This window comes from Paenibacillus sp. FSL K6-1318 (genome assembly GCF_037976905.1).
Classification (GTDB): domain Bacteria; phylum Bacillota; class Bacilli; order Paenibacillales; family Paenibacillaceae; genus Paenibacillus; species Paenibacillus amylolyticus_A.
In genome coordinates, this window is record NZ_CP150270.1 from 3,394,995 (window position 1) to 3,416,848 (window position 21,854).

The window sequence follows — 21,854 nt, forward strand, 5'->3', positions numbered from 1 at the left end:
GAGGGACCATAATGGCATCTGGACTGAATGAATCAGGCAAGCTTACAACATTACAGGGCATAAGTCTGATCATTGGTTTTATTGTTGGTGTGGAGCTTTTTACGTTACCCAGAGAAGTCGTTCATGCTGTTAAAAGTGCAGATGCCTGGTTGTCCGTCATTCTCGGAGGATGTGTAACGTTACTTCTGGCGTGGATGATGATTAGGCTAAGTCGAAAATTTCCAGGAATGAACTTCTATGAATTCGTGCAACAGATTGTAGGTACATGGATTGGCAAGATTGTTAGTTTAGTTGTGATCGCGTATTACATTCATTTGGGAAGTTATGAAATGCGGGCGATGGAGGAAGTCACATCGTTTTTCCTACTTGAAGGTACACCATGGTGGGCCATTCAGGCCCTATTTGTCTGGATCTCCTTGTACTTGTGCATGGAGGGCACAGACGTGATCGCAAAAGTATGCCAGATCATTGTTCCGATCACGATCGTGATCTACCTCCTCATTTTATTGCTTGGGGTGAAAAACTTTGACGTTAGCACCCTACGTCCTTTTTTATCTAAAGGCATGTCTCCCGTCTTTCATGGCATGAGTACCACTACCTTGGCATTTAGCGGGAGCGAAATCATGTTATTTATATTAGCCAAAATGGAAAAACCCGAAAAAGCAGTTCGGATTATGGGATGGGGGCTTGGCGTAGCTATCGTGCTCTATACGACCGCTACTATTCTGTGCATCGGTGCATTCACTGCGGAAGGAGTTACGACCCGTGTATGGCCTTTTTTCGACCTCACACGCAGCGTAGAAGTAGAGAATTTACCGTTGGAACGATTCGAATCCCTACTCTTATCGATCTGGGTGCTGGAGATTTTCGCGACATTTAATATCGCTTTTTATTGTGCAGCATTGGGATTATCCCATGTGACAAAGCTTTCTTATGCACGAAGTCTCTGTATTCTGCTGCCCATCATGCTGATCGTATCTCGTGTCCCTCGGGATATCAACGAACTATTCCAAATGGGGAGATATATTGGCAAAGCCAACCTTATTCTATTCTCCGGTCTTTCTCTGATCCTGCTACTCATTTCGCGCTGGAGGTCAAAATTGACGTGATCCATTCCCGAAAATTTGCGCTGTTTATGTTGGTGGCAGGAGCATGTATCTTCCTGACTGGATGTTGGAGTAGCTCGCCTATTGAAAAGCGGTATTTGGAGGCAGGTATTGCCTACGACAAGGTAGAACCTGAAGACAGAGTTGCTTCTGAGCGAGTGGATTATCCTCAAAAACAGAAGATTCGGCGAACGGTGCAATACATTTTGCCCGAAGCAGGAGCTAAGTCTAACAACTCTCCAGGCAAAAAGTTTTACAACAGAGAGGAGATCGGGGATTCCATTATGGAGATGACAAGGGAGACGTATCTCACGAACCGCTCACCCGCTGGTTTCCATCTAAAGACAATTGTGATCAGTTCCAAGTTACTACAAGAGATTCCAATGCATGAGTTACTTGATTTTTATCTAGCAGATAATGATATTCGACTTAGTCTTCAGGTATATATGACGACAGGAACAGCTAGTGACGTCCTCAAGGAAAATGCATCCGGAGAGATTCCTGCTTTCCTGCTCAAAGAGCTGTCTGGCAACCGCAAACGAATCTCCCGCCTCATCAAACCCGTTACACTTGCGAACCTGATCGGACCATTAAAATCGGAATCCAGTTATCTTCTGCCAAATGTCAGTGTGGAACAAGGTGCCTTAAAGATCAAAGGTGCGGGGGTAATGAAAGGCAACACCCAAAAGTACGGTGGATACTTAAATGAATCCCATGTGGAAGGTTTGCAATGGATAAAAGGTGATATTTCAGGGGGGATATACAAGATCAAAGAACCTGAACTACAGCAGCAATTCGTATATGAGATCAAATCCATCAAGAGCAAAATCAAGGCAACCGTGCATGGGGATGATATTTCGTTTCACGTTGACATGAAGTCGGAAGGTCGCCTGTCTGAAGTCTTTGCATCCAACATTAAGAAAATGAATAATCGGACGCTGGAACAGCATTCCGAAATCGTGGAAGCAGAGGTTAAAACGCTCGTAGAGAACACCATGATCAAGCTGAAAAAAATGCATGTAGAGGTTGCAGGTTTGGGTAAAGCTCTGCGCATTCAGCATCCGGCTGTATGGGAAAAAGTCAAAGGAAATTGGGATGACACATTCACCACAATTCCAGTGACCTTCAGTGTGAAGCTGCATATCGATGATTTTGGAGCCTCTACCATGAGTATGGATTAAGTTGGAGGTCAGTGGACATCAAAGTCCGCTTGGCCTCCTTTATTCTAATTTGATTGAACAATTAGGACTCTTAAGCATTTTTGCATAAATATCACTTTTTTGAAGCCGGCCTTGGCAGTAAATGGGCCGGATTTCAGTTCTTTTTGGAGTATATAACCGAACCGTTCATATAATTTTTGTGCCGAAGGATTCGTATCCACGACCTCCAGATTGATTGTAGTAATTTGCTTATTGATTGCGACTTGTTCCAATTTACTTAATAGCAATTTACCTATTCCATGACCACGAGCTTCTTCTGATACGGCAATAGGGTCAATATGCAATACATGTTCGTGATACAAATGAAATTTTAAATAAAACGCATAACATAAAAATCGCCAAGTCGCTACAAATGGGGAGTACACGTTCCGAAAAGCTGCATAATTGGCAGGTGTGAACGCTTTTTTTCCGATATTGTAACCGAGAAATCCAACGACGTCATCATTTCTTAATGCGTAAATGCCTTGTTCAAATTGAATAGACTGAGATAATAGTTGTACTGCTTGTTTTTTCGTTTTCGCATAAAACCAAAGATGTTTTACTTTCAATGGAAAAGCTTCGTAAAATAAATGAGCAACTTGTTCTTGTTGATGTCCATTAAGCTGCTGAGTGATTCGAATTTGGTTCATGGATATCTCCCCGATTCTTCATTTAAGAGTTAATTGATGTTCTATCATTCATTTTCCTAAAATGAAGCAGCGTGAACAATTCACATTTCTTTGGTTTATGGGTACATTTCTTAGATTTCTTCGTATCTTGCTCGAATCTTACTTGGGATTACGTTGGAGTGGAGCGAAAGGAGGAGGTCACAAGATGAGTGATACGGGTTATTTCACCGACAGTTCTCCCATGAATGTACAGTTTCTAAATGTCAAAGATGAGCCGTTCCGATGGCATAATTCCATTGAAGTGGTAATTGTGTTGGAAGGTAGCGTTCATGTTGCCATTGCAGATGAGCAAAGAACGTTAGGTGCTGGTGTAATAGAAATTTTCAACATCAATCAAGTTCACCGTCTATGGCAGACCGATGAAAATAATGTCGTCCTCCAAATAAATATTGATGCTGAATTTGCAAAAGCTTATTATCCAAATTTATCATATGTCTGGTTCGCGCATGAATTTAGCCCTGGGGCATATGTAGGATTAGAACGAGTAGAAGAAATCATTGAGGCCATATGTACGTTATTAACTCCAATTGTAACTACGAGTGAGATACCATTTTTAACGTTAAAGCATACAGTTGAACCATTGTTGGACCTGCTCATTATGAATTTTGATGCGAAAAGAATGTTTGAAGGGAACCCGACCAAGCTGCAACGAATAGGAAGAATATATGATTATTTATTTAATAACAGTGGTTTTATCAACAAGGCATCTTTGAATGAGATCGCCAAACATACCGAGGAATATTTAAATTTGGATTATTTGTCATCACAATTCAAGTTATTAATAGGAGATACGTTGCAAAACTTGCTTCATTACTTGCGTATTGAGCAAGCAATCAAACAATTATTGACGACAGATCGAAGTCTGGTAGAAATATCAATCGAGAGTGGTTTTTCTTCGCCCAGATATTTTTATCAACGATTTAATAAGATTTTTCCGGAAGGACCGAAAGCATTTCGTGAACAATATCAAAAGAAACAGAAGTTGAAAGAACATTGCAGGGAAATCATCGATCCAGCATTGGTTCTTGCAAGTCATCGCGGATTATTTAAAATTCCTGAGACAGTAAACAGCGAACTAAATAAACGGATTCACATCGATATATTTGGGCCTAATGAACAATATTCAACTTCTCTATATTTCATCAAGATATCTGAATTAATAACAGGCGATTCACAAGCGTATTTTAAAATGATCCTTCAGGTAAATACCTTAAGCCCCAACAACGTTTTTGGATTTGAAGAAACTTTGGATACTGCAAACCGTGACGATTTTCAAGTTTTGACATGGCTGCTCAACCAATTCAGGGAAAACGATATTTCTCCTGTATTTATCGTCAGAACGAGTAGTAACACTATTTCAGAACAGATCACCACGATACAAGGACTACTCCAAAACTATACCCTCACTTATGGCGCAGAATATATGAAGGGATGGAGAATTGAGCTTCAATAACAGAAGGAACAAGAGAACAATCACACTCACGATGTGGATAAAAAAGTTGCGAAGCTTTGCTGCTTTGGATATGATTAATTAATTGATGATAAAAGATAGTGAGGTAGAAAAAATGATCGCAAGAACAGAAGAAGATTTTAATGGTTTGAAGGAAATTGGCAAAATTGTGGCTTCTATTAGAGATGAATTGGTTCAAAAAACCATTCCGGGCATAACGACTAAAGAACTTGATGATCTGGCCGGAGAGCTTTTTGAGAAAGCTGGTGCAGTTTCTGCTCCTAAAAGTGAATATAATTTCCCGGGATTTACTTGTATTAGTGTTAATGAAGAAGTGGCACATGGCATTCCGGGAGAGCGAGTTATTCAAGAAGGGGACATCGTCAATATTGATGTGTCTGGCTCGAAGAACAGTTATTTTGCAGATACGGGAATCTCGTTTGTCGTAGGCGAAGGTGAAGAAGTGTTAACGAAAATATGCGACGTTGTTAAACTAGCATTCGAAGCAGGTCTTAAAAAAGCAAAACCGGGCTCCAAAAAAAGCGGAATCGGAAAAGCCGTATTCCAAACTGCCAGACAGCATGAATTAACGGTTATCAAAAACCTTACAGGACACGGTGTTGGACGTGCGATACACGAAGCACCTGACCACATCTATAACTATAATGATCCATCGGATGATGAATTGTTAAAAGAAGGCATGGTTATCGCATTCGAGCCATTTGTCTCCACTTCAGAAGAAGAAGTAGACCAAACTGGAGACGGCTGGACCTTTGTTACTAAAAACAGCTATGTAGCTCAAATCGAACATACGATTATTCTGACTAAAAATGGTCCAATTATTGTTACACTCTAAGATGTTTCAATTGAAAGTCGCTAATTTAGCGGCTTTTTTTGTTTTAATGGTACGTCAAAGTAAACCATAATATAAACGTTCACTTATTATTTTATGTTGAAATTTTGGAAGGATTTAACGTATATTTAGATCTGATCTTTATGTTATAGACAGAGGTGATTGATTGAGCACATCAAAAAAGCGTATCCAATTAATAGATGGACTGCGCGGATTCAGTCTGGTCGGCATCGTGCTGGCAAATATGCTGGCTTTCCAATACGGGATGTTCGGCCAGAGTAAACCCCAACTATTCGGGATCGGCGGTGCAGACCAGGCTTTTCTCTCGTTCCTGCTTATCACGGTGGTGGGCAGTTTTATGCCGATTTTTGCATTTATGTTCGGCTTTGGCATGATTAAGCTATCGGAAAGCCTAAAATCACGAGATTTACGACCAAAGTGTCATCTGGCTCGACGCTTTCTACTGCTGTTTGGTATCGGATTGCTGCACATCATCTATCTGTGGGAAGGGGATATCCTGGCGTTTTACGGTGTACTGGGTTTCTTCCTGCTGATGTTTCTTAATCGGAAGCCCAAAACATTGCTTATATGGGCGTTAATACTACTCGCTGGAGCAGGGCTGCTAGGTCTACCGGCATCCAATCCAACGAACCCGCTGGCTTTTGAATCCACGCATATGGAGAACTACATTGTTCAAAGTCAGGATGTATACGGCAGCGGCAGCTACGCGGAGATCAGGGATTTCAGCAATAATGGTGATCCATTCGGTGGGGATTTAGAGGTGTCATACGCCCTCATAGCCTTGGTGCTGGCCCCACTTATGACGATACCGATGTTCCTGCTCGGTATGCATGCTGCAAGAATTGGTACGTTTAACGACCCTCAGGCAATGCGACATATGTATCTTCGTCGTGCCTCGTTTTTGATTCCAGTTGGTTTGATGCTCAAAGCATATGGCGTACTGGCGCCACAATTTGGTGCGGAAGGATGGCCCGGAATCGGAATCAGGGAAACGCTTGGAGGAACGTTGCTTGCACTCGGCTACATTTACGCTTTTGCGCTGTTGTATGCGGGAAGCCATCGTTCCAGTCTGATGGGCAGGTTCGAGGCGGTTGGCCGTCTCTCCCTGACGAATTACCTGATGCAGAGCGTAATCTGTACGACCATCTTTTATGGATACGGCCTCGGACTGTTTGGTCGTGCTGGCGTGTTCATCGGAGCAATTATTGTGCTTGCTGTCTACGGCATTCAATTGTGGCTCAGTCCACTATATCTTAAGAAATTCAGCAATGGACCGGTCGAGTATGTTCTACGGATTTGGACATATCTCTCCTGGAAGGGTCAGCCAAGAAAGAAGAAAAGATCGAACTCGAATGTGCAAGAAAATGCGCCTGGTGTCCAGTGAAATTAAAGCTTTGCTGCAAATGTACAAAGAAGCCCGTTCTGATGAAATAAAGGGCTTCTTTTTTTGTAAGATACTAATTTGTAACAGATAAGATACGCCAGTCGGATCCTTCCTTTTTCATAAAGTACAGCTTATCTGTTTCGTCTGCTACTAAGGGCGAATCACTGAAATATACATTTCGTTGCTTCACAAAAACCTCAATAATACCATCTGGAAGCAAGTTAAACCTCGGATCATCGATGGAAACAATTGCACCGTAAACATGAGTGAAATCTTCTTTTTGAGTCGCATGTTCCTTAGAATAGGATGATCGTACTAAGTCGCCGTCAAAATCCAGTACACCTTTCATCAATCGATTCAAAGCCTGAACAATTTGTAACTCTTCACCTTCATATTTTTTCTCATCGATGTAGTGAAACTTGTTAATTCCCGCTTCCATAAGAGTAGCTGTGATTTCTTCTTTACTGGAATAGGTGACAAGCTGGGGTTCAGATAACTCATGGCTTGAAGTATTAGGTAATGGCTTCAAGTCGGAAATTAAAATACTGCCAGAAAGCAAGATGCCTAACAGTAAATATGAGATTAACCATTTTAACATCAGACATCACCTCCATAGGTCGTCCTATTTAAACTTAGGGACTGAATGTACTCTTATGTAACTTTAACGTTGCTTATGAGTAGGTTGTTGGTTTAGCTTGGAGAATTACCATAATTAATTTTGTGTGCTTATATTACCTTTATTTGTTATGCTTACTGAAGAAATAAGAAATCCCCCTAATGTTTCCTATTATAATTAGAAATTTTTTATAGATTCAACATATCAACTTTAATACATAAGTTAACTATTATAGTGCGGACAGCGTTAAGATATACGAAATAAACGATGCAGCGTATATCTCCGACTGTTTCCACTTGGACTTGAAAGGATCGTTATTGTGCTGAAAATTATTAATTTTCTTCTTTTCTTGCTGATCATTTGGGTACTAATCCTGTATCCTTTTCGTTTAGCTTGGTTTGAAGGCTTAAAGCAGATTCCTGCAGATCTTCATGGTGTTTATTTACTTTTCTTGTTTTTTGGATATCTAATCTGTTCATCGGGTATGGGACTTATTGCAGGCAAGATGTTTTTTAAACGAAAAGAACAGTAATTATGGGTAAGTACGGGGGTTAGAGATTGGACAGGAACATTTTAATCAATCAATTCTTAAAACTTTTTCCTGAATTCCACGATTGTTATATAGAACATTTGGAATTAAATCAAGAATTTTTAGGACATGTGTTTTTTGGTGATGAAGTGGCTACTTATGTTGAAGGACTGCTTCGTGAAAATGATGACACAGAACAAATTGAGAAGTTTTTCAATTTTTTTGAATGGATGGAAACTCAATCGAGCCTTTATATTGTACAAGTGTTATCTACTACCATATTGTATGATCTAGGTGGACATACAGATATTTTACAAAAAGCTCAAAGTTATATGAAGCCAGATACTAAAAGACTCTCTCAAGAAATAGAAGATTTGCACTCAGGGAAATATTTTTTATAGATTAATGTGCAGGAGATCGTGTTGAATTTTCACAGTGATAAGGGGGATTTTGCATGTCTGTTTCAATATCTATTGAAATCAGTTTATTAAAGCAAATCTCAAGAATGGATATTCTTAGCAAACTAGAAGAGTTTGGTTGGTCATATAACGATCAAGGAAAAGCAACTTTTTTACCTGTTGGGGATGAGGATGACTTTGATTGGCAGCACAAAGATATTCCTATAGACGAGTTACTAAAAATTCTAGCTATAAAGGATAATCAAGGAGAATTAATTGGAGTGGCTATGACTTGGAAGGACACGGATGTAGGGGGCACTTTTTTAATTAAAGAGAACGGCACCATACTGTTGAGTCCTGGTATCAATCGGAAAGTCCTTGATGTAGAAAGTTATAACAAAGTAACTGATATAAATTGGTATACAACTAAACTAATACCTATATTTGGTCCATTGTTTCAGTCGATTTCTTATGGAGAACATGTGTAATTTTTATAAGATATTAAAATACTCCCTTGGACCATACGGGAATAACCTAAACTAAGAAGGATTCCCCGCTGGGATTCATGCCTGATCTAAAGAGAAGAAGGAGCATCGAAATGCCCCTTCTTTTTTAACTTTTTTTAACTTATTCTAAAGCTGCATTGCTATTTCGTTGACTTTGTTTTTCTACATACTTTTCTTCAAGATCATCGAAATAATCGAGTTTTTGGGCTATCTTTTTAAAAGCTCTATCTAATTTATTTTGCTCTTCCATTAATTTAGCTTTGTGTTCTAAAATTATCTCTTTTCTTGCTTGAATAGTCCAATCTCCCTCTTGAGTAAGCTCAACGATCTTTCGCAAATCTGCAATAGATATATTCGTAATCCGCAAACAAGTAATCAGATCCAACCAACTTAAGTCCCCTTCGTTAAAAACTCTTCTTCCACCTTGATCACGTTCAACGAACGGCAGTAATCCTTCTTGTTCATAGTACCGTATCGTATGAGCTTCAATTCCCAATTTCTCAGCGGCTTCCTTGATATACATAATCGTCCTCCCAGGATGGTACTAAATATCTCTTCAAACGAATCGTTCTTCTGAGACACTCTAACGGATAAAGAGTGAATGAAGCAAGTTTATATAAAAAATCAATTGACTTAAAGTGCACTTTAATTTGTATCCTAAATTTAGAAAAAAGTGAGTTAAACAGTCCAAGAGGAGATTCGATATGCAAACAGAAATGGATAAATATCTTGCTGGGGAAGCGTTTTGCTTTTTAGATCCAGAGATTGCTTCACTGAAAGAGAATGCAACTCGACTATGTAAAAAATTCAATGAAATTGATACTGGAAATATCCAGGGACAACAAGAAGTAATCCGCAGATTATTTGGTTCATGTGGTACTAAAGTTTATATGCAGCCACCTTTCAATTGCGATGTGGGTAAGAATATTCATGTGGGGGAAGATTTCCTGACCAATTACAACGTTACAATTCTTGATGTCGACACAGTAACGATTGGGGATTATTGCATGATAGGCCCTAACACTACGATCTCTACAGTAAATCATCCGATGACAGCCAAAGGAAGAAGAGAGAAGTTGTCCATTACGAAACCCGTTACGATTGGTAATGATGTTTGGATCGGAGCGAACTGTGTGATTCTACCAGGCGTAACGATAGGAAACAATGTAATTGTTGCTGCGGGTGCTGTTGTATCCAAGGATGTCCCTGATCATTGTGTTGTTGGGGGTGTACCTGCCAAAGTAATCAAAGAGCTTGAATCGTAGGTCATCAAATGTCGCGGGATAAGAATTCAGTATCATTCAAAGTCGCTATTCAAGCGGCTTTTTTTGTTTTATCCATGTAATTTTCTATCTAAGATGGAGAGGGCAAGAGCTTCTTTTAATACAGATTAGATAATTATGCATATCTAATTCGTCACTTGTGCATTCAAATGGAGTTGAATCCTTGCTAAACTTTATTTCTGATAATGAGAATCATTATTAATTGTTGAAGCATAATGTTTTAGCGCAGGTCTTATGGGAGCAAATCAATGATATGAAAGGTTGGTAGAAATGATTTCAAATCGACAATTATGTATTGGATTATCCTTAAATGCAACATGGAATAAAGGGGATGGCTGGCGGGACCCGGATAGCGGAGTGGAGCAGACAGGAACCATTGACTACTATATTCATTGGGCAAAAATAGCGGAGAAGTTCAAGCTTGATTTTCTTTTCAGAGCGGATTATCTGTATATTAGCCCGCAAATGTTAGGCGATTCCTCCAACTTTGGCAGCCCGGATCCTACGCTGTTCTTTGCAGCGATCGCTAGAGAAACGAACCGGATCGGACTGGTTACGACGATCTCTACCACGTTCAATCCACCGTATGTAGTTGCCAGACAACTGCAGTCTTTACACTGGCTAAGCAATGGACGTGCAGGCTGGAATATTGTCACTTCTATTGAAGGAGCAGATAATTTCGGCAATTCACCTATGCCATCACCGGAAGAGAGATATGCTAAGGCAATGGAGTTTACGGAAGTCGTATGCAAGCTTTGGGAAAGTTTCCCGGATGAAGCCATTGTCATTGACCGCAAGTCTGGCCTGTTCTCAGATAAGGATAAAGTGACTGCCATTAATCATTCTGGTGAATTTTTCAATGTAAAAGGGCCGTTAACGTTACCATCTCATCCATCCGGAAGCATTCCTTTGTTTCAAGCTGGCGCTTCAGATATCGGGCGGAATTTTTCCTCTTCCGTCGCGGATGCTATTTTTGCAGCAATGCCGGATCTTGAATCAGGAGTGGAATTACGAAATGATTTGCGAAGACGAGCGCTAGAACATGGGCGCGATCCAAATGCCATCAAAGTTTTGCCGGGTCTGTATTTTTTCCTGGGCGATACGTATGAAGAAGCGCTTGAGTTGCATAAGGCTGCGCATTCGCATCTAACTCTTGAACGCAGACATGCCTCACTCCAATCGGTAATGGGACTTGATCTAACAGGTTATCCTTTGGATCAACGCGTAATTGCTGAAATGCTTCCCGATCCAAGTCAAGCTGTCCGCAGCCGTACACACGCAGAGTTACTACGCAGCTTTATTACAAAGTATCAGCCTACCGTGGAAGAAATTCTGGATCGACCGGAGGTTGTTGGATCAGCCCATTGGGTATCTGTGGGGACCGTCGAGACTGTAATGAATGATATTATCGAGCGGCTTGAGGCTGGCGCGATTGATGGATTCATGGCGTTGCCGGGCGGTTCAGAAAAATCGATGGAGATATTCTTTGAACAGCTGATTCCAAAGTTGGTTGAACGAGGCATGTTCCGGAGCGAATACGAGGGAGCTACTTTACGAGATCACCTAGGGATTTCATAGATCATTAATAATAAAGCAGTGATACAAAATAATTGATAACTTATCGGATGGGGAGCCATATGAACAGACTAATTGGGTGGATTGCAACATTAATAATATTAACAGGGGTACTGGCTGGATGTTCACAAACGTCCAACAGTGTTACGCCTGAAACCAGCAAGAGCCAGGGGGAGGCATGGCCAAGAACCATTCAGGATGCTAGTGAAAATGGAGTGGTGCTTGAAAAACGACCAGAGCGCATAGCGGTGCTTCATCCGTTGTACTTAGATTACTTTTTTGCTTTGGATACGCCTCCAATCGCGTCAACAAGCGCGACAGAAGCGATGAAGGAGTTCGCTACATTACAGCCTTACGCCGGATCTGCCGAGATTATTGACTTGGGTAGTGACTCAGCGAATCTGGAAAAGATTATGGAGGCTAACCCTGATGTCATCGTAACCTTTAAGGGTTCAGTGGATACCATATATGATGAGCTGAGTAAGATTGCACCTGTCATTTTAATCGACTACACCGACACATGGGAAAAAACGACCATGCTTTGTGCACAAATTGTTGGAAAAGAAGAACTGGCGGAACAATTGATTCAGGAAACACAAGAAATGATAGCATCCACGAAAGAGCGGTTAAGCACGCTTGAGAATAAAACCTTTGCCTTGTTGCGGGTTGACGGAAAATCCAATTTTAATGCGCAAGGATCTAAAAACACGATGTACTACAATCAAACTGCAGGCTTTGGATTATTGGCACCAGAGGGATATCCTGAGGGAGGAGAATCGCTTACGTTGGAGGGGCTTTCTAGTATGAATCCCGATTATATTATTATCCAGCATCGTATTGGCGTCGCAGAGGCAGCAGTCAAGGATAAGCAATCTTCAAAGGTATGGAACTCACTGGAAGCGGTAAAAAACAACCATGTTGTTATCTTTGATAATTCACTGAATAGCGCAAGTATTCTGGCTGTCCGTTTGGCTTCAGAATATTTTGTGAAATTGGCTGAACAATAGATACGCACACAAAATCCAAGTACCAATCACAGTCGCTATTATAGCGGCTTTTTTATTTTGAATTAACATCGTAATTTCCTATACCGAGGTAATTAGTCCTGATAGGTTGGCCTGCCATCCTTGTAAGGAACTCAGGTAACATGTTTCTTAGTTCATCAAGGCTTCAAAACGGCTATGCTATAATGAAATTCAGAAAGGGGATGCCACGTTAATGTCACCTAGAAACATAGAGAAGGACTTGCAACAACGGGAAATAAAAATCAATCACATCCTTGATTCCGCGCTGGAGATCATTGCTCTTAAAGGAATTGGTTCAGTGAGCATCAACCACATCGCAGCGGCAGCAGGCATGAGCATTGGGAACATGTATCACTACTTCAAGTCCAAAGATGAGATTATCAGCGAAATTTTGAGAAGAGGCCAGACCAGTTACGGAGAACATGTCTCCCAGCTCGCTGAGCAATCAGGCGATGCTCTGAACAAACTTTTACTACTGTCTGAGTCTTGGCTTGCGTTGGAAAACAATTGGGCTTACACGATCCTTATCCACACAGCCCGACTTTCGGAAACTTCCTCCGAAGAGATTAGACGAGAAGTTACCGAACGTTTCACAAATAACCTTGGTCCTGTCGCGAACATAATGGAACAGGGGCAAAAAGAAGGACTCATCGTCAGTGGTGTTCCCTTGGAGCTTGCCTATTATTTTGTAAGTTTAATTCAAGGACTGACGCTGCAGAAAATGCCAGGCACTGAAGTGCCGATCCGTGCGCAGGCACGCTCGATTGTCTCTTTATTTGCTGTGTCTTTACATAACTCCAAAAGAAATGATTGACAACAGATACAGGCCACTGCTACAATTTCCCCAACAAACCGAGTAATCGCTCGGTTTGTGAACGAGAGTTCGACTGGACAACCAGAGATCGTTCATGGAGAAAGATAACCAAGCAGAAGGCCTTTTTTTATAACTATAAAACCAAGTAAATAGATCCGAAAAATTATTTTAAATTGGAGGTATCACCCTATGCTGATTATTGAGCGGTTGAACAAAACGTTCTCTGCTCCTACCGGGCCGGTTATGGCGCTAAGTAATATACGGTTGCAAGTTGAGCCGGGACAATTCATTACTTTTATCGGACCAAGCGGATGTGGCAAAAGTACATTGCTCAAGATCGTGGCCGGGTTAGACACGACCTATGAAGGCACAGTTGAATTAAACGGAAAAGCAATTACCGGACCAAGTGTAGATAAAGGGTTTATTTTTCAAGAGCCACGTTTGTTCCCCTGGATGACGGTCGAAAAGAATATTGCAGCCAATCTCTCGCTTGGCAATGCTCAGGTTCGCCATCAAGTCCAAGAGCTGATTGAGCTGGTTCGTCTGAAAGGATTCGAGAAAGCGTATCCGAAGGAACTGTCCGGAGGGATGGCTCAACGCGTAGCCATTGCAAGGGCATTGTTGCGTAAACCGGAGATACTGCTGCTCGACGAGCCTTTTGGAGCACTCGATGCCTTCACTCGCACACACATGCAAGAGGCGCTGCTGGACATCTGGCAGAATAGCCGGACGACCATGTTGTTTGTTACGCATGACTTGGACGAAGCGGTATTTCTTGGAGAGAAAGTCGTCATTATGAACCCTCGCCCCGGTCATATCCGCAATGTAATTCCTGTAGATCTTCCCTATCCGCGCAAGCGCAGTGGGGGGTCCTTTCAGGAGCTTCGTTCCCGCGTGTTAGGCGAGTTCGAAAAAGTGGAACATGCTCCCCTGATTGATAAGGGCGCCGGCATTTAAATTGGATACCATAAACGAATTTACGTTCATAAAGGGGATACGAATATATGGTTAAAAAATATAATTACATCGCAGTCTTACTCGTTCTGATACTGGTTGTGGCGGGATGCGGCAGTGCAAACAACAATGCTGGCAATGGCGAAGATGCCAAGCCGGTAGAAGGTAGCTCGAATCCGAATGCATCCTATGATGATGTCACGGTGAAGATTGGTGTGCAGGGCAAGGGCGGCTTGTTCGGCAAGGCACAAGAACAGAAGTGGTTTGAGGATGCATTCGGAGAGTTGGGGGTAAAAGTGGAGTGGTTGGAGTTCCAGAGCGGTCCTCCAATGATCGAAGCGATGGCCTCTAATCATTTGGACTTTGCTGGCATGGGCAACATGCCCCCAATCTCTGCACAAGCAGCTGGCATTGACTTCAAAATCATCTCACAGCTACTGGATGGCAAGAACAATGTAGCGATCATTGTGCCGAACGACAGCCCGATCAAAAGCATTGCGGATCTCAAAGGCAAAAAGGTGGCTGTCACGAAGGGGAGCAACGCCTATAACTTCCTATATCAAGTACTCCAAAAAGCTGGTTTAGATAACTCCGATATTCAAGAGATTCAATTACAACCTGATGAAACGCAGCCTTCCTTTGAAAGCGGAAAAGTGGATGCCTGGGCCGTCTGGGATCCTTACATTACCCTGAATACATTAAGTGGCAAGGGAAAAGTGCTGGCTGATGGGGAAAGTGAAGGCGTACTGTCTCCATCCTTCCAATTGGTTCATTCGGATTTTGCGAATGACTATCCTGAGCTGGTTACGCTTTATCTAAAGACATTCGAGCAAGCACGTCAGTGGGAAGCTAATAATCAAGAGGAAGCGTACCAACGCTATGCCGACGAACGCAGTATCCCGATTGACCTGGTGAAGGGCATTCAATCGCGGGCGGCAATGATCAATATTCCGGTAAGTGACGAAACGATTGCGAATCAGCAGAACACCGCAAACTTTCAATTTGAGTTAGGTACAATCCGCAAGGAAATCAACGTGGCTGACGTATTCGACAACCAGTACATTGAAGAAGCTCTTAAATAAAGTAGAGGTGCAGTTATGCAAATATCGGGAAACAAGCTTGTTTTTCGGACTATTCATCTCCTGATTGGGATGTCGGTACCGGCGGCGATATTAATTATTTGGCAGATTGCATCCTCGAATGGGTGGGTAAATCCGGTGTTAGTTCCTCCTCCGAAGGACATCGTGGCTGAGTTTGGACGGATGATCTCTTCAGGAGAACTGCTGACGAATTTGCGTATTTCGACGGGGAGAGCAGCACTCGGGTTCTTGTTGGGCGGCGGTCTGGGATTAGCCGCAGGATTATGGGTCGGGTTTTCGTTAAAAGCGGAACGGTTGCTCGATCCGTCACTTCAACTGCTTCGGACACTGCCTCATTTGGCTGTTGCACCATTGTTCATTCTGTGGTTCGGCTTTGGAGAAACTTCAAAGATTGTACTCATCGCTAAGGGGGCATTCTTCCCTTTATATGTAAATGCCTTTTTGGGTGTTCGTTCGGTGGATCGCCAGTTGTTCGATGTAGCTAGCGTATTGCAATTCACGAAACTTCAAACCATTACCAAGCTGATTATTCCTGCCTCACTTCCTTCCCTGTTTTTAGGCGTTCGGCTCTCGATTGCGGTAAGTTGGCTTGGCCTGGTTGTCGCGGAGATGATGGGTTCAAGTTCCGGGATCGGATATATCATCAATGACGCACGATCCTTCTCACTAACGTCTGTCATCTTCGTCGGCATAATTGTCTTTGCCATTGTTGGCAAAGTGACCGATTCATTGGTTAGGCTGGCGGAGAAGAAGTTACTGCGTTGGCAGGATTCCATAGAGGGAGATGGATAACAGATTATGAGTACGAACGATGTGACATTAAACTCGAAGGCTAATAAGGAGCAGACGGTAATAAGAAGGGGACGTCAGTGGAGAATGCCAAATTGGCTGTATGGCTGGGTGTTGCCCGTTATTATATTAGCTTTATGGGAGGCAGGCTCTGCTCTTGGACTGTTGTCTGACTCGGCACTGCCAGCTCCATCCCGCATTGCTCAAACATTCTGGCAACTGTGCGTAAACGGCGATATGACGCAGCATCTCACAACCAGTTCCATTCGGGCGAGTGGTGGATTCTTACTTGGAGCCGTCACAGGATTACTGCTCGGTGTGTTTACTGGGCTAGGTAAATGGGCTGAACAAACGCTTGATCCGACGATACAGATGCTGCGGACGGTTCCGTTGCTTGCGGTTATTCCGCTGTTCATTCTTTGGTTCGGAGTAGGGGAATTATCCAAAGTACTGCTCATTGCACTAGGGTCATTTTTCCCGCTCTATTTTCATACACATTTGGGGGTCCGCAGTGCGGACAGAAAGCTGTATGAGGTTACTCGCATCTTGCAATATTCTAAGTTCGGGCTGTTAACCAAGCTAATTATTCCCTCGGCGTTGCCAAACATTCTACTTGGCATTCGGTTATCTGTGGGTGCCTCCTGGCTGTTGCTTACCGTGGCAGAGATGATGGGTGCAAGCGCAGGAGTTGGCTATATGATACAAGACGCACGTGTATATGCACAGACAGATGTCGTCTTCGTGGGCATAATTATGTTTGCATTGGTGGGCAAACTGTCGGATTCAGCAGTCAGACTGGTGGAAAGAAGATTACTGCGATGGAATAACACATATAAAGGCTGATGATAGATTTTTAGAATGAAAGCGGAGGAACAGATATGACGAAAAAACGACAGGGCCAGCTTCATCTTGGTGCATTTATATATTTCACTGGACATCATCATGCCGGATGGCGTCATCCTGAATCAGGGGTAGAGAAGATGTTCGATATCGAATGGTATAAGCGGATTGCCCAGACAGCTGAAAAAGGTAAGCTTGATATGATTTTTTTTGCGGACTTACTGCACTTGATCTACCCAAGTCGCGCTGCAGCAGGGATGCTGGACCCGGTGTCGCTGCTCTCCGCACTATCCATGGTAACGGATAAAATCGGGTTGACAGCAACGCTATCGACGACCTATAACGAGCCGTTCAATGCCGCGCGCCGTTTAGCTACGCTCGACCACATAAGCGGAGGACGGACCGGATGGAATATTGTCACGTCCCAAGTTGACACGGAAGCTCGAAACTTCGGTCGAGATAAGCATCCTGAACATGGAACACGTTACGAGATGGCGCAGGAATTCGTTGATGTCGTTGCGGCATTATGGGACAGCTGGCCACAGGATTCACTCGTCATGAATCGGGAATCAGGCACATTCGTCGATGAATCCAAGCTGCGTGTCGCTGACTATAAAGGGCAATGGTATTCCACGCAAGGGCTCTTGAACGTCCCCAGTCCACCGCAAGGTTACCCCGTCCTTATTCAGGCTGGTTCCTCGGATCCAGGTCAGGATTTCGCTGCAAAAGTCGGAGAGGTGATCTTCACTGCACAGACCTCACTCACTGCTGCGCAAGATTTCTATCGCACGGTGAATGAGAAACTTCTGGCAATCGGACGTGAACGTGGCAGCTTGCTCATCATGCCGGGTTTGTCGCCGATCCTCGGTTCAACTGTGGAGGAGGCTCGACGCAAGGAACGCGAGCTGCTCGACCTCATCGATCCGCAGGAAGCGGTAATGATGCTGTCTGGCATGCTACAAACAGACCTCAGCGGGTATCCTGTGGACGGTCCATTACCAGACATCTCAGATCCGGTCCAAGCAAGCAACGGAATGAAGAGTCGCGTGCAACTCATTATGGACCTTGCACGTGACGAGCAATTATCCATTGCCGAACTCGGGCGGAGGCTTCTCGGTGCCCGTGGTCATATGCAATTTGTAGGCACGCCGGAGCAACTTACTGACCTCATGGAAGAATGGTTTAATGGATACGGATGCGATGGCTTTAACATCATGCCGCCGGTTCTGCCTGGAGATCTTGATGACTTCGTCGAGCACGTCGTTCCAGAGCTTCAGCGACGTGGGCTCTTCCGCAGGGAGTATGAGGGGACAACGCTGCGAGAGCATTTGGGACTTTCGGAGCCAACAGTGTTAGTAAGCCATAAACAGCAAGTTCACGGCTAATCCGTTAGGAAGAACCAATCATCGAATTCACTCTAATAGCTAAACTGTAAAATAAATAGATTTAGGCTGAGGCCGTTTTACGGTATTCTACCGGGGAACGGTCATTTAGTTTTATAGCACTATTTGTGAATCATATTTCTGCGATACTGGTAGGGCGTAACCCCGTATTCCACTTTGAACAACTGGATAAAATACTGATTTTTTCTGTAACCGACCATTTGTGCTATATCGTTGACACGGAGTTCCGAATCTTGAAGCAGTTGAGAAGCTTTCTCCAGCCTTTTCTTAGAAATGTAATTTGACACATTTTCGCCCGTCTCTTGTTTAAACAGTTTGGAAAAGTAAACGGGATGTAGATGTGCGACTTTCCCCAACTCATCCAGACTAAGACCATGTGACAGATGGTCTTCGATATACGTTTGCACTTTCTCGACGATAGTTTGGATGGACATCTGTTTGTTGTTTCTGATCCGAATGACCCGATCCATGAGAGTTGACCACAGTTCATCAGGTTGCTCTAACTGATTGAACATCCAATCTACGGTTTCAGAGGTATCGTGATCCTTATCCGCCAGATATACATATAGAATGGTTTCCATGAGAAAGATTATTTTTTGCTTTCGGAGATGGATCTGATCATATTTTTTAATGATATTTCCCGCCGACTCCCAATCACCGCATGATGGAGAATGGTTGAATATGCTAATAAAATCTTCTGAGTGTACATCCTCATTAAGGAAGAACCTGTAGAACATCTGCCGGGTCACGTTTCGGTCAGTCAATAAAAAGGGAGGCGACACGACCGATTGCTCCAGTTGGATAGTCAGTTCCCCAGCAACTTCTTCCGGAACAAGAGCGACCAGTCGGGTACCAGCAGCCCAAACGAGACAATCTAATTTGTCTGCGACATCACGTTTTATAACATCCTCATGTTCTTGTGTGAAACCCTCCAGCTTGAAGTAGCAAAAACGGTGTTCCCCTAAAAAATCAGTATAAGAATCATATTGCTTTCTTATTGTCTCGTTTTGACCTAGCAGCGAAAGCAGATACCCCAATCCATCAAAGTTCTCCCATGCGATAGGTTGAGCGGGCCGTGTCTTTGTAATATTCTTGATGGCTTTAGACATGGCTTTCTCCACATCATCTTTGTCTACAGGTTTGAGCAGATAGTCAAGCGCACCTAAACGGATTCCTTGCTGTGCATACTCGAACTCGGAATAGCCGGAAAGGATGATGACTTTGGTTGGCAAGCTATGTTGGTGGATATGTTGAAGCAGATCAATACCCGACACCTCGGGCATTCGTATGTCAGTGATCAGAATATCGATATGGTTTTGAGTCAACATGTCCCGGGCTTCAATCGAATTGGTCATCGTCTCGATCTGATGAATGCCGAAGGTTTTCCAATCGAGCAAGTGCTTCATATACTCAACGACATAATGTCCGTCATCCACAATTAATAATCGCATTAGTTATCTCCTTTCACCTCGGGTATGCTGATGAGCAGCAAGACGGACAAGCCGCCCCAATCATTCGTAGCAAAATGTAGCCCGCTACGTTCGCCGTACGTATTTTTCAGACGCCGATTTACATTCCAGAGCCCTACGCCTTTAACTCCTTCAGGCGGGGTATCGCTCTCAAGCCGAGCCTCCAGGCTGCGGATATCATCCAGCGACAGACCTTTGCCGTCATCGGATACCTTGATCGTTATCGCAGCTTCCGTCTGTTTGACATCGATCGTCACCCGATGGGCACCTTGTTGTCCTTCAATTCCATGTTGAATTGCATTTTCAACCACGGGCTGGATGATCAGCGGCATGAGGGGAAGGGAGGCCAGTTCTGGCGGCAGATTAATGCTGTACTCCATTTTTTTGCTGAGAGCCATAATAATCAGGAAATGTTCTGCAAATTGGAGTTCGCTTTCCAGCGTGACTTCATGCCGGTCCAATTTGGTTAAATAACGATAATATTCAGCTAGATGCTTGCTCATGCGCATGACAGAATCAGGTGAAAACTGAGCCACCGACATGATGAAAAACAAACTGTTGTATAAAAAATGAGGGTTAATCTGAGCTTGAAGTTGTTGAAGTTCCGCACCTCGTCTCAGTTCCGTTTCAGTCTTCAAGGATACGAACAGATCCTGGATTTCGGTAACCATATGGTTAAAACTTCTGAACAGGCTGTAAAACTCTTTGCCCGTATTCTCGGTAATCCGCGTGTTGTGATTGCCTTGCTCGACCTGTGAAAACTTTCTCTCCAACAAACGGAGATTACGGTAGTAGTTCCGATAAAACGTAAAGATCACAACCAGACCAAGCGTGAACACGGCTAAAATGCTGGCAAAGAACACTTTGCGATTGCGGTCAAGCGGTTGCAAAAAATCGTTCGTCTGTGTATATGTAATCAGGTAGCCGTCGATCGATTCAATATATCGCGAAAGAACATAGTAGTCATCCGAATTGGTATGATAATCGTATTTTAAAGTGACTTCTGGCTGGGGCGAAATCATTTCAGTAACCGCTTTCAATAGATCGGTGTCGATTTCTTTCTCACTCCATAACTGCTGGGGGTCAAAGAGAAAAAAAGCGTTCGAGCTGTCGTTATTTACAGCCTTTTTCAGCAGGCTTTTTAAATAATCGGTATTCAGCTTTACACCAACCACGTACTGAGTCGGTTCATTTTGTCCTGATTTCTGGATGTAAGGGTAGAGGGCAAAGTAATACAAGCTGTTACCGACGATTTGCCATCCCCGCTCATGAACATCCTTGAACGGAAGTCTTGCCTCCTGCGTATTGTTCGTGGAGAGAAACGCTTCTTCAGTCTTCCAGTAAATGCCGATCGATTCAATGGATCGACTGGAAAGGAGCGTTTGCCGCAAGCGATCCACGATATCGTTTTTTTTCATTTGGGAATCGTAATTGCTCAGCTCGATAACATACCTCTGATAGAACCGCACATCACTGTCAGCTGCATACTGAACCCCGTACATATTAGCCTCGTATATAATCCCGTCTAGAATGCCTTTCACATAATCAAGCTGGTTTTTGGAAGCGCTGATCAGATTTTCTTCAAGTGTTTTGGAGCTCAATCGGTTCATCACGAAAAACAAACTCAACGTCAGCAGCAGAAAAAAAACAAAGAAATAGATGAATCGCTTCATATACATTTTTCTGATCATATGCGTTTCCTTTCATATCGCGAAACGTAGAAGTTTAAAATCCATATCGGATTAACTTTAATATAAGCCAAACCTTCGAAAAGCGGAAGGGCAGCATCCGCGATAAATGAAAGCGGTTTTAAAATGGTTCAGCGTGGGGTGATAATCTTGAAATTTTGGC

Annotated in this window: 21 protein-coding genes; 16 read left to right on the plus strand and 5 right to left on the minus strand. The window is 43.1% G+C overall.

Going from position 1 to position 21,854, the window contains the following annotated elements:
- The first annotated feature begins 11 nt into the window (after positions 1–11).
- Both NYE45_RS14995 and NYE45_RS15000 read left to right on the plus strand, forming a co-directional pair.
- The gene (locus NYE45_RS14995; protein ID WP_340012908.1) at positions 12–1,109 is read left to right on the plus strand and encodes a GerAB/ArcD/ProY family transporter; all 1,098 of its coding nucleotides are present in this window, start codon (positions 12–14) and stop codon (positions 1,107–1,109) included.
- On the plus strand, positions 1,106–2,287 hold the full coding sequence (locus NYE45_RS15000) for a Ger(x)C family spore germination protein (protein WP_340012910.1): 1,182 nt from the start codon (positions 1,106–1,108) through the stop codon (positions 2,285–2,287). Before NYE45_RS14995 ends, NYE45_RS15000 begins: the two co-directional genes overlap by 4 nt.
- Before the next feature lie 44 nt (positions 2,288–2,331).
- On the opposite strand, the gene NYE45_RS15005 is transcribed toward NYE45_RS15000, so the two are convergent.
- Positions 2,332–2,955, minus strand: a complete 624-nt coding sequence (locus NYE45_RS15005; protein WP_340012911.1) for a GNAT family N-acetyltransferase — start codon at positions 2,953–2,955, stop codon at positions 2,332–2,334.
- Positions 2,956–3,139: 184 nt separating this feature from the next.
- Between NYE45_RS15005 and NYE45_RS15010 the strand changes: the two genes are divergently transcribed.
- The 3 genes from NYE45_RS15010 (at position 3,140) to NYE45_RS15020 (ending at position 6,702) form a co-directional block, all read left to right on the plus strand.
- A complete protein-coding gene (locus tag NYE45_RS15010) occupies positions 3,140–4,447 on the plus strand; it encodes an AraC family transcriptional regulator (RefSeq protein WP_340012912.1) in 1,308 nt (435 codons plus the stop codon).
- A gap of 112 nt (positions 4,448–4,559) precedes the next feature.
- Positions 4,560–5,300: a type I methionyl aminopeptidase gene (map, locus tag NYE45_RS15015; RefSeq protein ID WP_340017375.1), complete on the plus strand. Its 741-nt coding sequence runs from the start codon at positions 4,560–4,562 to the stop codon at positions 5,298–5,300.
- 163 nt (positions 5,301–5,463) lie between these two features.
- Positions 5,464–6,702, plus strand: coding sequence for a DUF418 domain-containing protein (locus NYE45_RS15020; protein ID WP_340012913.1), 1,239 nt, complete (start codon positions 5,464–5,466; stop codon positions 6,700–6,702).
- 73 nt (positions 6,703–6,775) lie between these two features.
- Here the strand turns inward: NYE45_RS15020 and NYE45_RS15025 are convergent, their stop codons facing one another.
- Positions 6,776–7,300 carry a hypothetical protein gene (locus tag NYE45_RS15025; protein ID WP_340012914.1) on the minus strand — a complete coding sequence of 175 codons (525 nt, stop codon included), beginning with the start codon at positions 7,298–7,300 and terminating at the stop codon, positions 6,776–6,778.
- Between the two features lie 576 nt (positions 7,301–7,876).
- Here NYE45_RS15025 and NYE45_RS15030 point away from each other — a divergent pair.
- Together NYE45_RS15030 and NYE45_RS15035 are read left to right on the plus strand one after the other, a co-directional pair.
- Positions 7,877–8,248, plus strand: a complete 372-nt coding sequence (locus NYE45_RS15030; protein ID WP_340012915.1) for a hypothetical protein — start codon at positions 7,877–7,879, stop codon at positions 8,246–8,248.
- Positions 8,249–8,301: 53 nt separating this feature from the next.
- A complete protein-coding gene (locus NYE45_RS15035; protein WP_340012916.1) occupies positions 8,302–8,733 on the plus strand; it encodes a hypothetical protein in 432 nt (143 codons plus the stop codon).
- A 139-nt stretch (positions 8,734–8,872) separates the two neighbouring features.
- On the opposite strand, the gene NYE45_RS15040 is transcribed toward NYE45_RS15035, so the two are convergent.
- Positions 8,873–9,274 carry a MerR family transcriptional regulator gene (locus tag NYE45_RS15040; protein ID WP_340012917.1) on the minus strand — a complete coding sequence of 134 codons (402 nt, stop codon included), beginning with the start codon at positions 9,272–9,274 and terminating at the stop codon, positions 8,873–8,875.
- A gap of 181 nt (positions 9,275–9,455) precedes the next feature.
- Here NYE45_RS15040 and NYE45_RS15045 point away from each other — a divergent pair, with 181 nt between their 5' ends.
- From NYE45_RS15045 to NYE45_RS15085, 9 genes are all read left to right on the plus strand, one after another.
- Positions 9,456–10,016: a sugar O-acetyltransferase gene (locus tag NYE45_RS15045; protein ID WP_340012918.1), complete on the plus strand. Its 561-nt coding sequence runs from the start codon at positions 9,456–9,458 to the stop codon at positions 10,014–10,016.
- A gap of 288 nt (positions 10,017–10,304) precedes the next feature.
- A complete protein-coding gene (locus tag NYE45_RS15050; RefSeq protein WP_340012919.1) occupies positions 10,305–11,612 on the plus strand; it encodes an NtaA/DmoA family FMN-dependent monooxygenase in 1,308 nt (435 codons plus the stop codon).
- A 59-nt stretch (positions 11,613–11,671) separates the two neighbouring features.
- Entirely contained in the window at positions 11,672–12,616 is a 945-nt protein-coding gene (locus NYE45_RS15055) for an ABC transporter substrate-binding protein (RefSeq protein ID WP_340012920.1), read from the plus strand.
- Positions 12,617–12,827: 211 nt separating this feature from the next.
- A complete protein-coding gene (locus NYE45_RS15060) occupies positions 12,828–13,448 on the plus strand; it encodes a TetR/AcrR family transcriptional regulator (RefSeq protein ID WP_340012921.1) in 621 nt (206 codons plus the stop codon).
- A gap of 189 nt (positions 13,449–13,637) precedes the next feature.
- Positions 13,638–14,405, plus strand: coding sequence for an ABC transporter ATP-binding protein (locus NYE45_RS15065; RefSeq protein WP_340012922.1), 768 nt, complete (start codon positions 13,638–13,640; stop codon positions 14,403–14,405).
- A gap of 47 nt (positions 14,406–14,452) precedes the next feature.
- Positions 14,453–15,484 (plus strand): aliphatic sulfonate ABC transporter substrate-binding protein, encoded by a 1,032-nt coding sequence (locus tag NYE45_RS15070; RefSeq protein ID WP_340012924.1) that lies wholly within the window; start codon positions 14,453–14,455, stop codon positions 15,482–15,484.
- A 15-nt stretch (positions 15,485–15,499) separates the two neighbouring features.
- Positions 15,500–16,294 (plus strand): ABC transporter permease, encoded by a 795-nt coding sequence (locus NYE45_RS15075; protein ID WP_340012925.1) that lies wholly within the window; start codon positions 15,500–15,502, stop codon positions 16,292–16,294.
- 6 nt (positions 16,295–16,300) lie between these two features.
- Complete coding sequence (locus tag NYE45_RS15080; protein WP_340012926.1) at positions 16,301–17,134, plus strand: ABC transporter permease; 834 nt, start codon at positions 16,301–16,303, stop codon at positions 17,132–17,134.
- A 35-nt stretch (positions 17,135–17,169) separates the two neighbouring features.
- On the plus strand, positions 17,170–18,516 hold the full coding sequence (locus tag NYE45_RS15085) for an LLM class flavin-dependent oxidoreductase (protein ID WP_340012927.1): 1,347 nt from the start codon (positions 17,170–17,172) through the stop codon (positions 18,514–18,516).
- 119 nt (positions 18,517–18,635) lie between these two features.
- Here the strand turns inward: NYE45_RS15085 and NYE45_RS15090 are convergent, their stop codons facing one another.
- Positions 18,636–19,985 carry a response regulator gene (locus NYE45_RS15090; RefSeq protein ID WP_340012928.1) on the minus strand — a complete coding sequence of 450 codons (1,350 nt, stop codon included), beginning with the start codon at positions 19,983–19,985 and terminating at the stop codon, positions 18,636–18,638.
- Positions 19,985–21,676, minus strand: a complete 1,692-nt coding sequence (locus NYE45_RS15095) for a histidine kinase (protein WP_340012929.1) — start codon at positions 21,674–21,676, stop codon at positions 19,985–19,987. The genes NYE45_RS15090 and NYE45_RS15095 overlap by 1 nt, the downstream gene beginning before the upstream one ends.
- Positions 21,677–21,854 lie beyond the last annotated feature (178 nt).

Excerpts from the sequence above, each read along its gene's own strand:
- NYE45_RS14995 (WP_340012908.1), top strand. The coding sequence starts at position 12 with ATGGCATCTGGACTGAATGAATCAGGCAAGCTTACAACATTACAGGGC.
- NYE45_RS15005 (WP_340012911.1), bottom strand. The coding sequence starts at position 2,955 with ATGAACCAAATTCGAATCACTCAGCAGCTTAATGGACATCAACAAGAA.
- NYE45_RS15010 (WP_340012912.1), top strand. The coding sequence starts at position 3,140 with ATGAGTGATACGGGTTATTTCACCGACAGTTCTCCCATGAATGTACAG.
- map (WP_340017375.1), top strand. The coding sequence starts at position 4,560 with ATGATCGCAAGAACAGAAGAAGATTTTAATGGTTTGAAGGAAATTGGC.
- NYE45_RS15025 (WP_340012914.1), bottom strand. The coding sequence starts at position 7,300 with ATGTTAAAATGGTTAATCTCATATTTACTGTTAGGCATCTTGCTTTCT.
- NYE45_RS15035 (WP_340012916.1), top strand. The coding sequence starts at position 8,302 with ATGTCTGTTTCAATATCTATTGAAATCAGTTTATTAAAGCAAATCTCA.
- NYE45_RS15040 (WP_340012917.1), bottom strand. The coding sequence starts at position 9,274 with ATGTATATCAAGGAAGCCGCTGAGAAATTGGGAATTGAAGCTCATACG.
- NYE45_RS15045 (WP_340012918.1), top strand. The coding sequence starts at position 9,456 with ATGCAAACAGAAATGGATAAATATCTTGCTGGGGAAGCGTTTTGCTTT.
- NYE45_RS15050 (WP_340012919.1), top strand. The coding sequence starts at position 10,305 with ATGATTTCAAATCGACAATTATGTATTGGATTATCCTTAAATGCAACA.
- NYE45_RS15055 (WP_340012920.1), top strand. The coding sequence starts at position 11,672 with ATGAACAGACTAATTGGGTGGATTGCAACATTAATAATATTAACAGGG.
- NYE45_RS15060 (WP_340012921.1), top strand. The coding sequence starts at position 12,828 with ATGTCACCTAGAAACATAGAGAAGGACTTGCAACAACGGGAAATAAAA.
- NYE45_RS15065 (WP_340012922.1), top strand. The coding sequence starts at position 13,638 with ATGCTGATTATTGAGCGGTTGAACAAAACGTTCTCTGCTCCTACCGGG.
- NYE45_RS15070 (WP_340012924.1), top strand. The coding sequence starts at position 14,453 with ATGGTTAAAAAATATAATTACATCGCAGTCTTACTCGTTCTGATACTG.
- NYE45_RS15075 (WP_340012925.1), top strand. The coding sequence starts at position 15,500 with ATGCAAATATCGGGAAACAAGCTTGTTTTTCGGACTATTCATCTCCTG.
- NYE45_RS15080 (WP_340012926.1), top strand. The coding sequence starts at position 16,301 with ATGAGTACGAACGATGTGACATTAAACTCGAAGGCTAATAAGGAGCAG.
- NYE45_RS15085 (WP_340012927.1), top strand. The coding sequence starts at position 17,170 with ATGACGAAAAAACGACAGGGCCAGCTTCATCTTGGTGCATTTATATAT.
- NYE45_RS15090 (WP_340012928.1), bottom strand. The coding sequence starts at position 19,985 with ATGCGATTATTAATTGTGGATGACGGACATTATGTCGTTGAGTATATG.
- NYE45_RS15095 (WP_340012929.1), bottom strand. The coding sequence starts at position 21,676 with ATGAAGCGATTCATCTATTTCTTTGTTTTTTTTCTGCTGCTGACGTTG.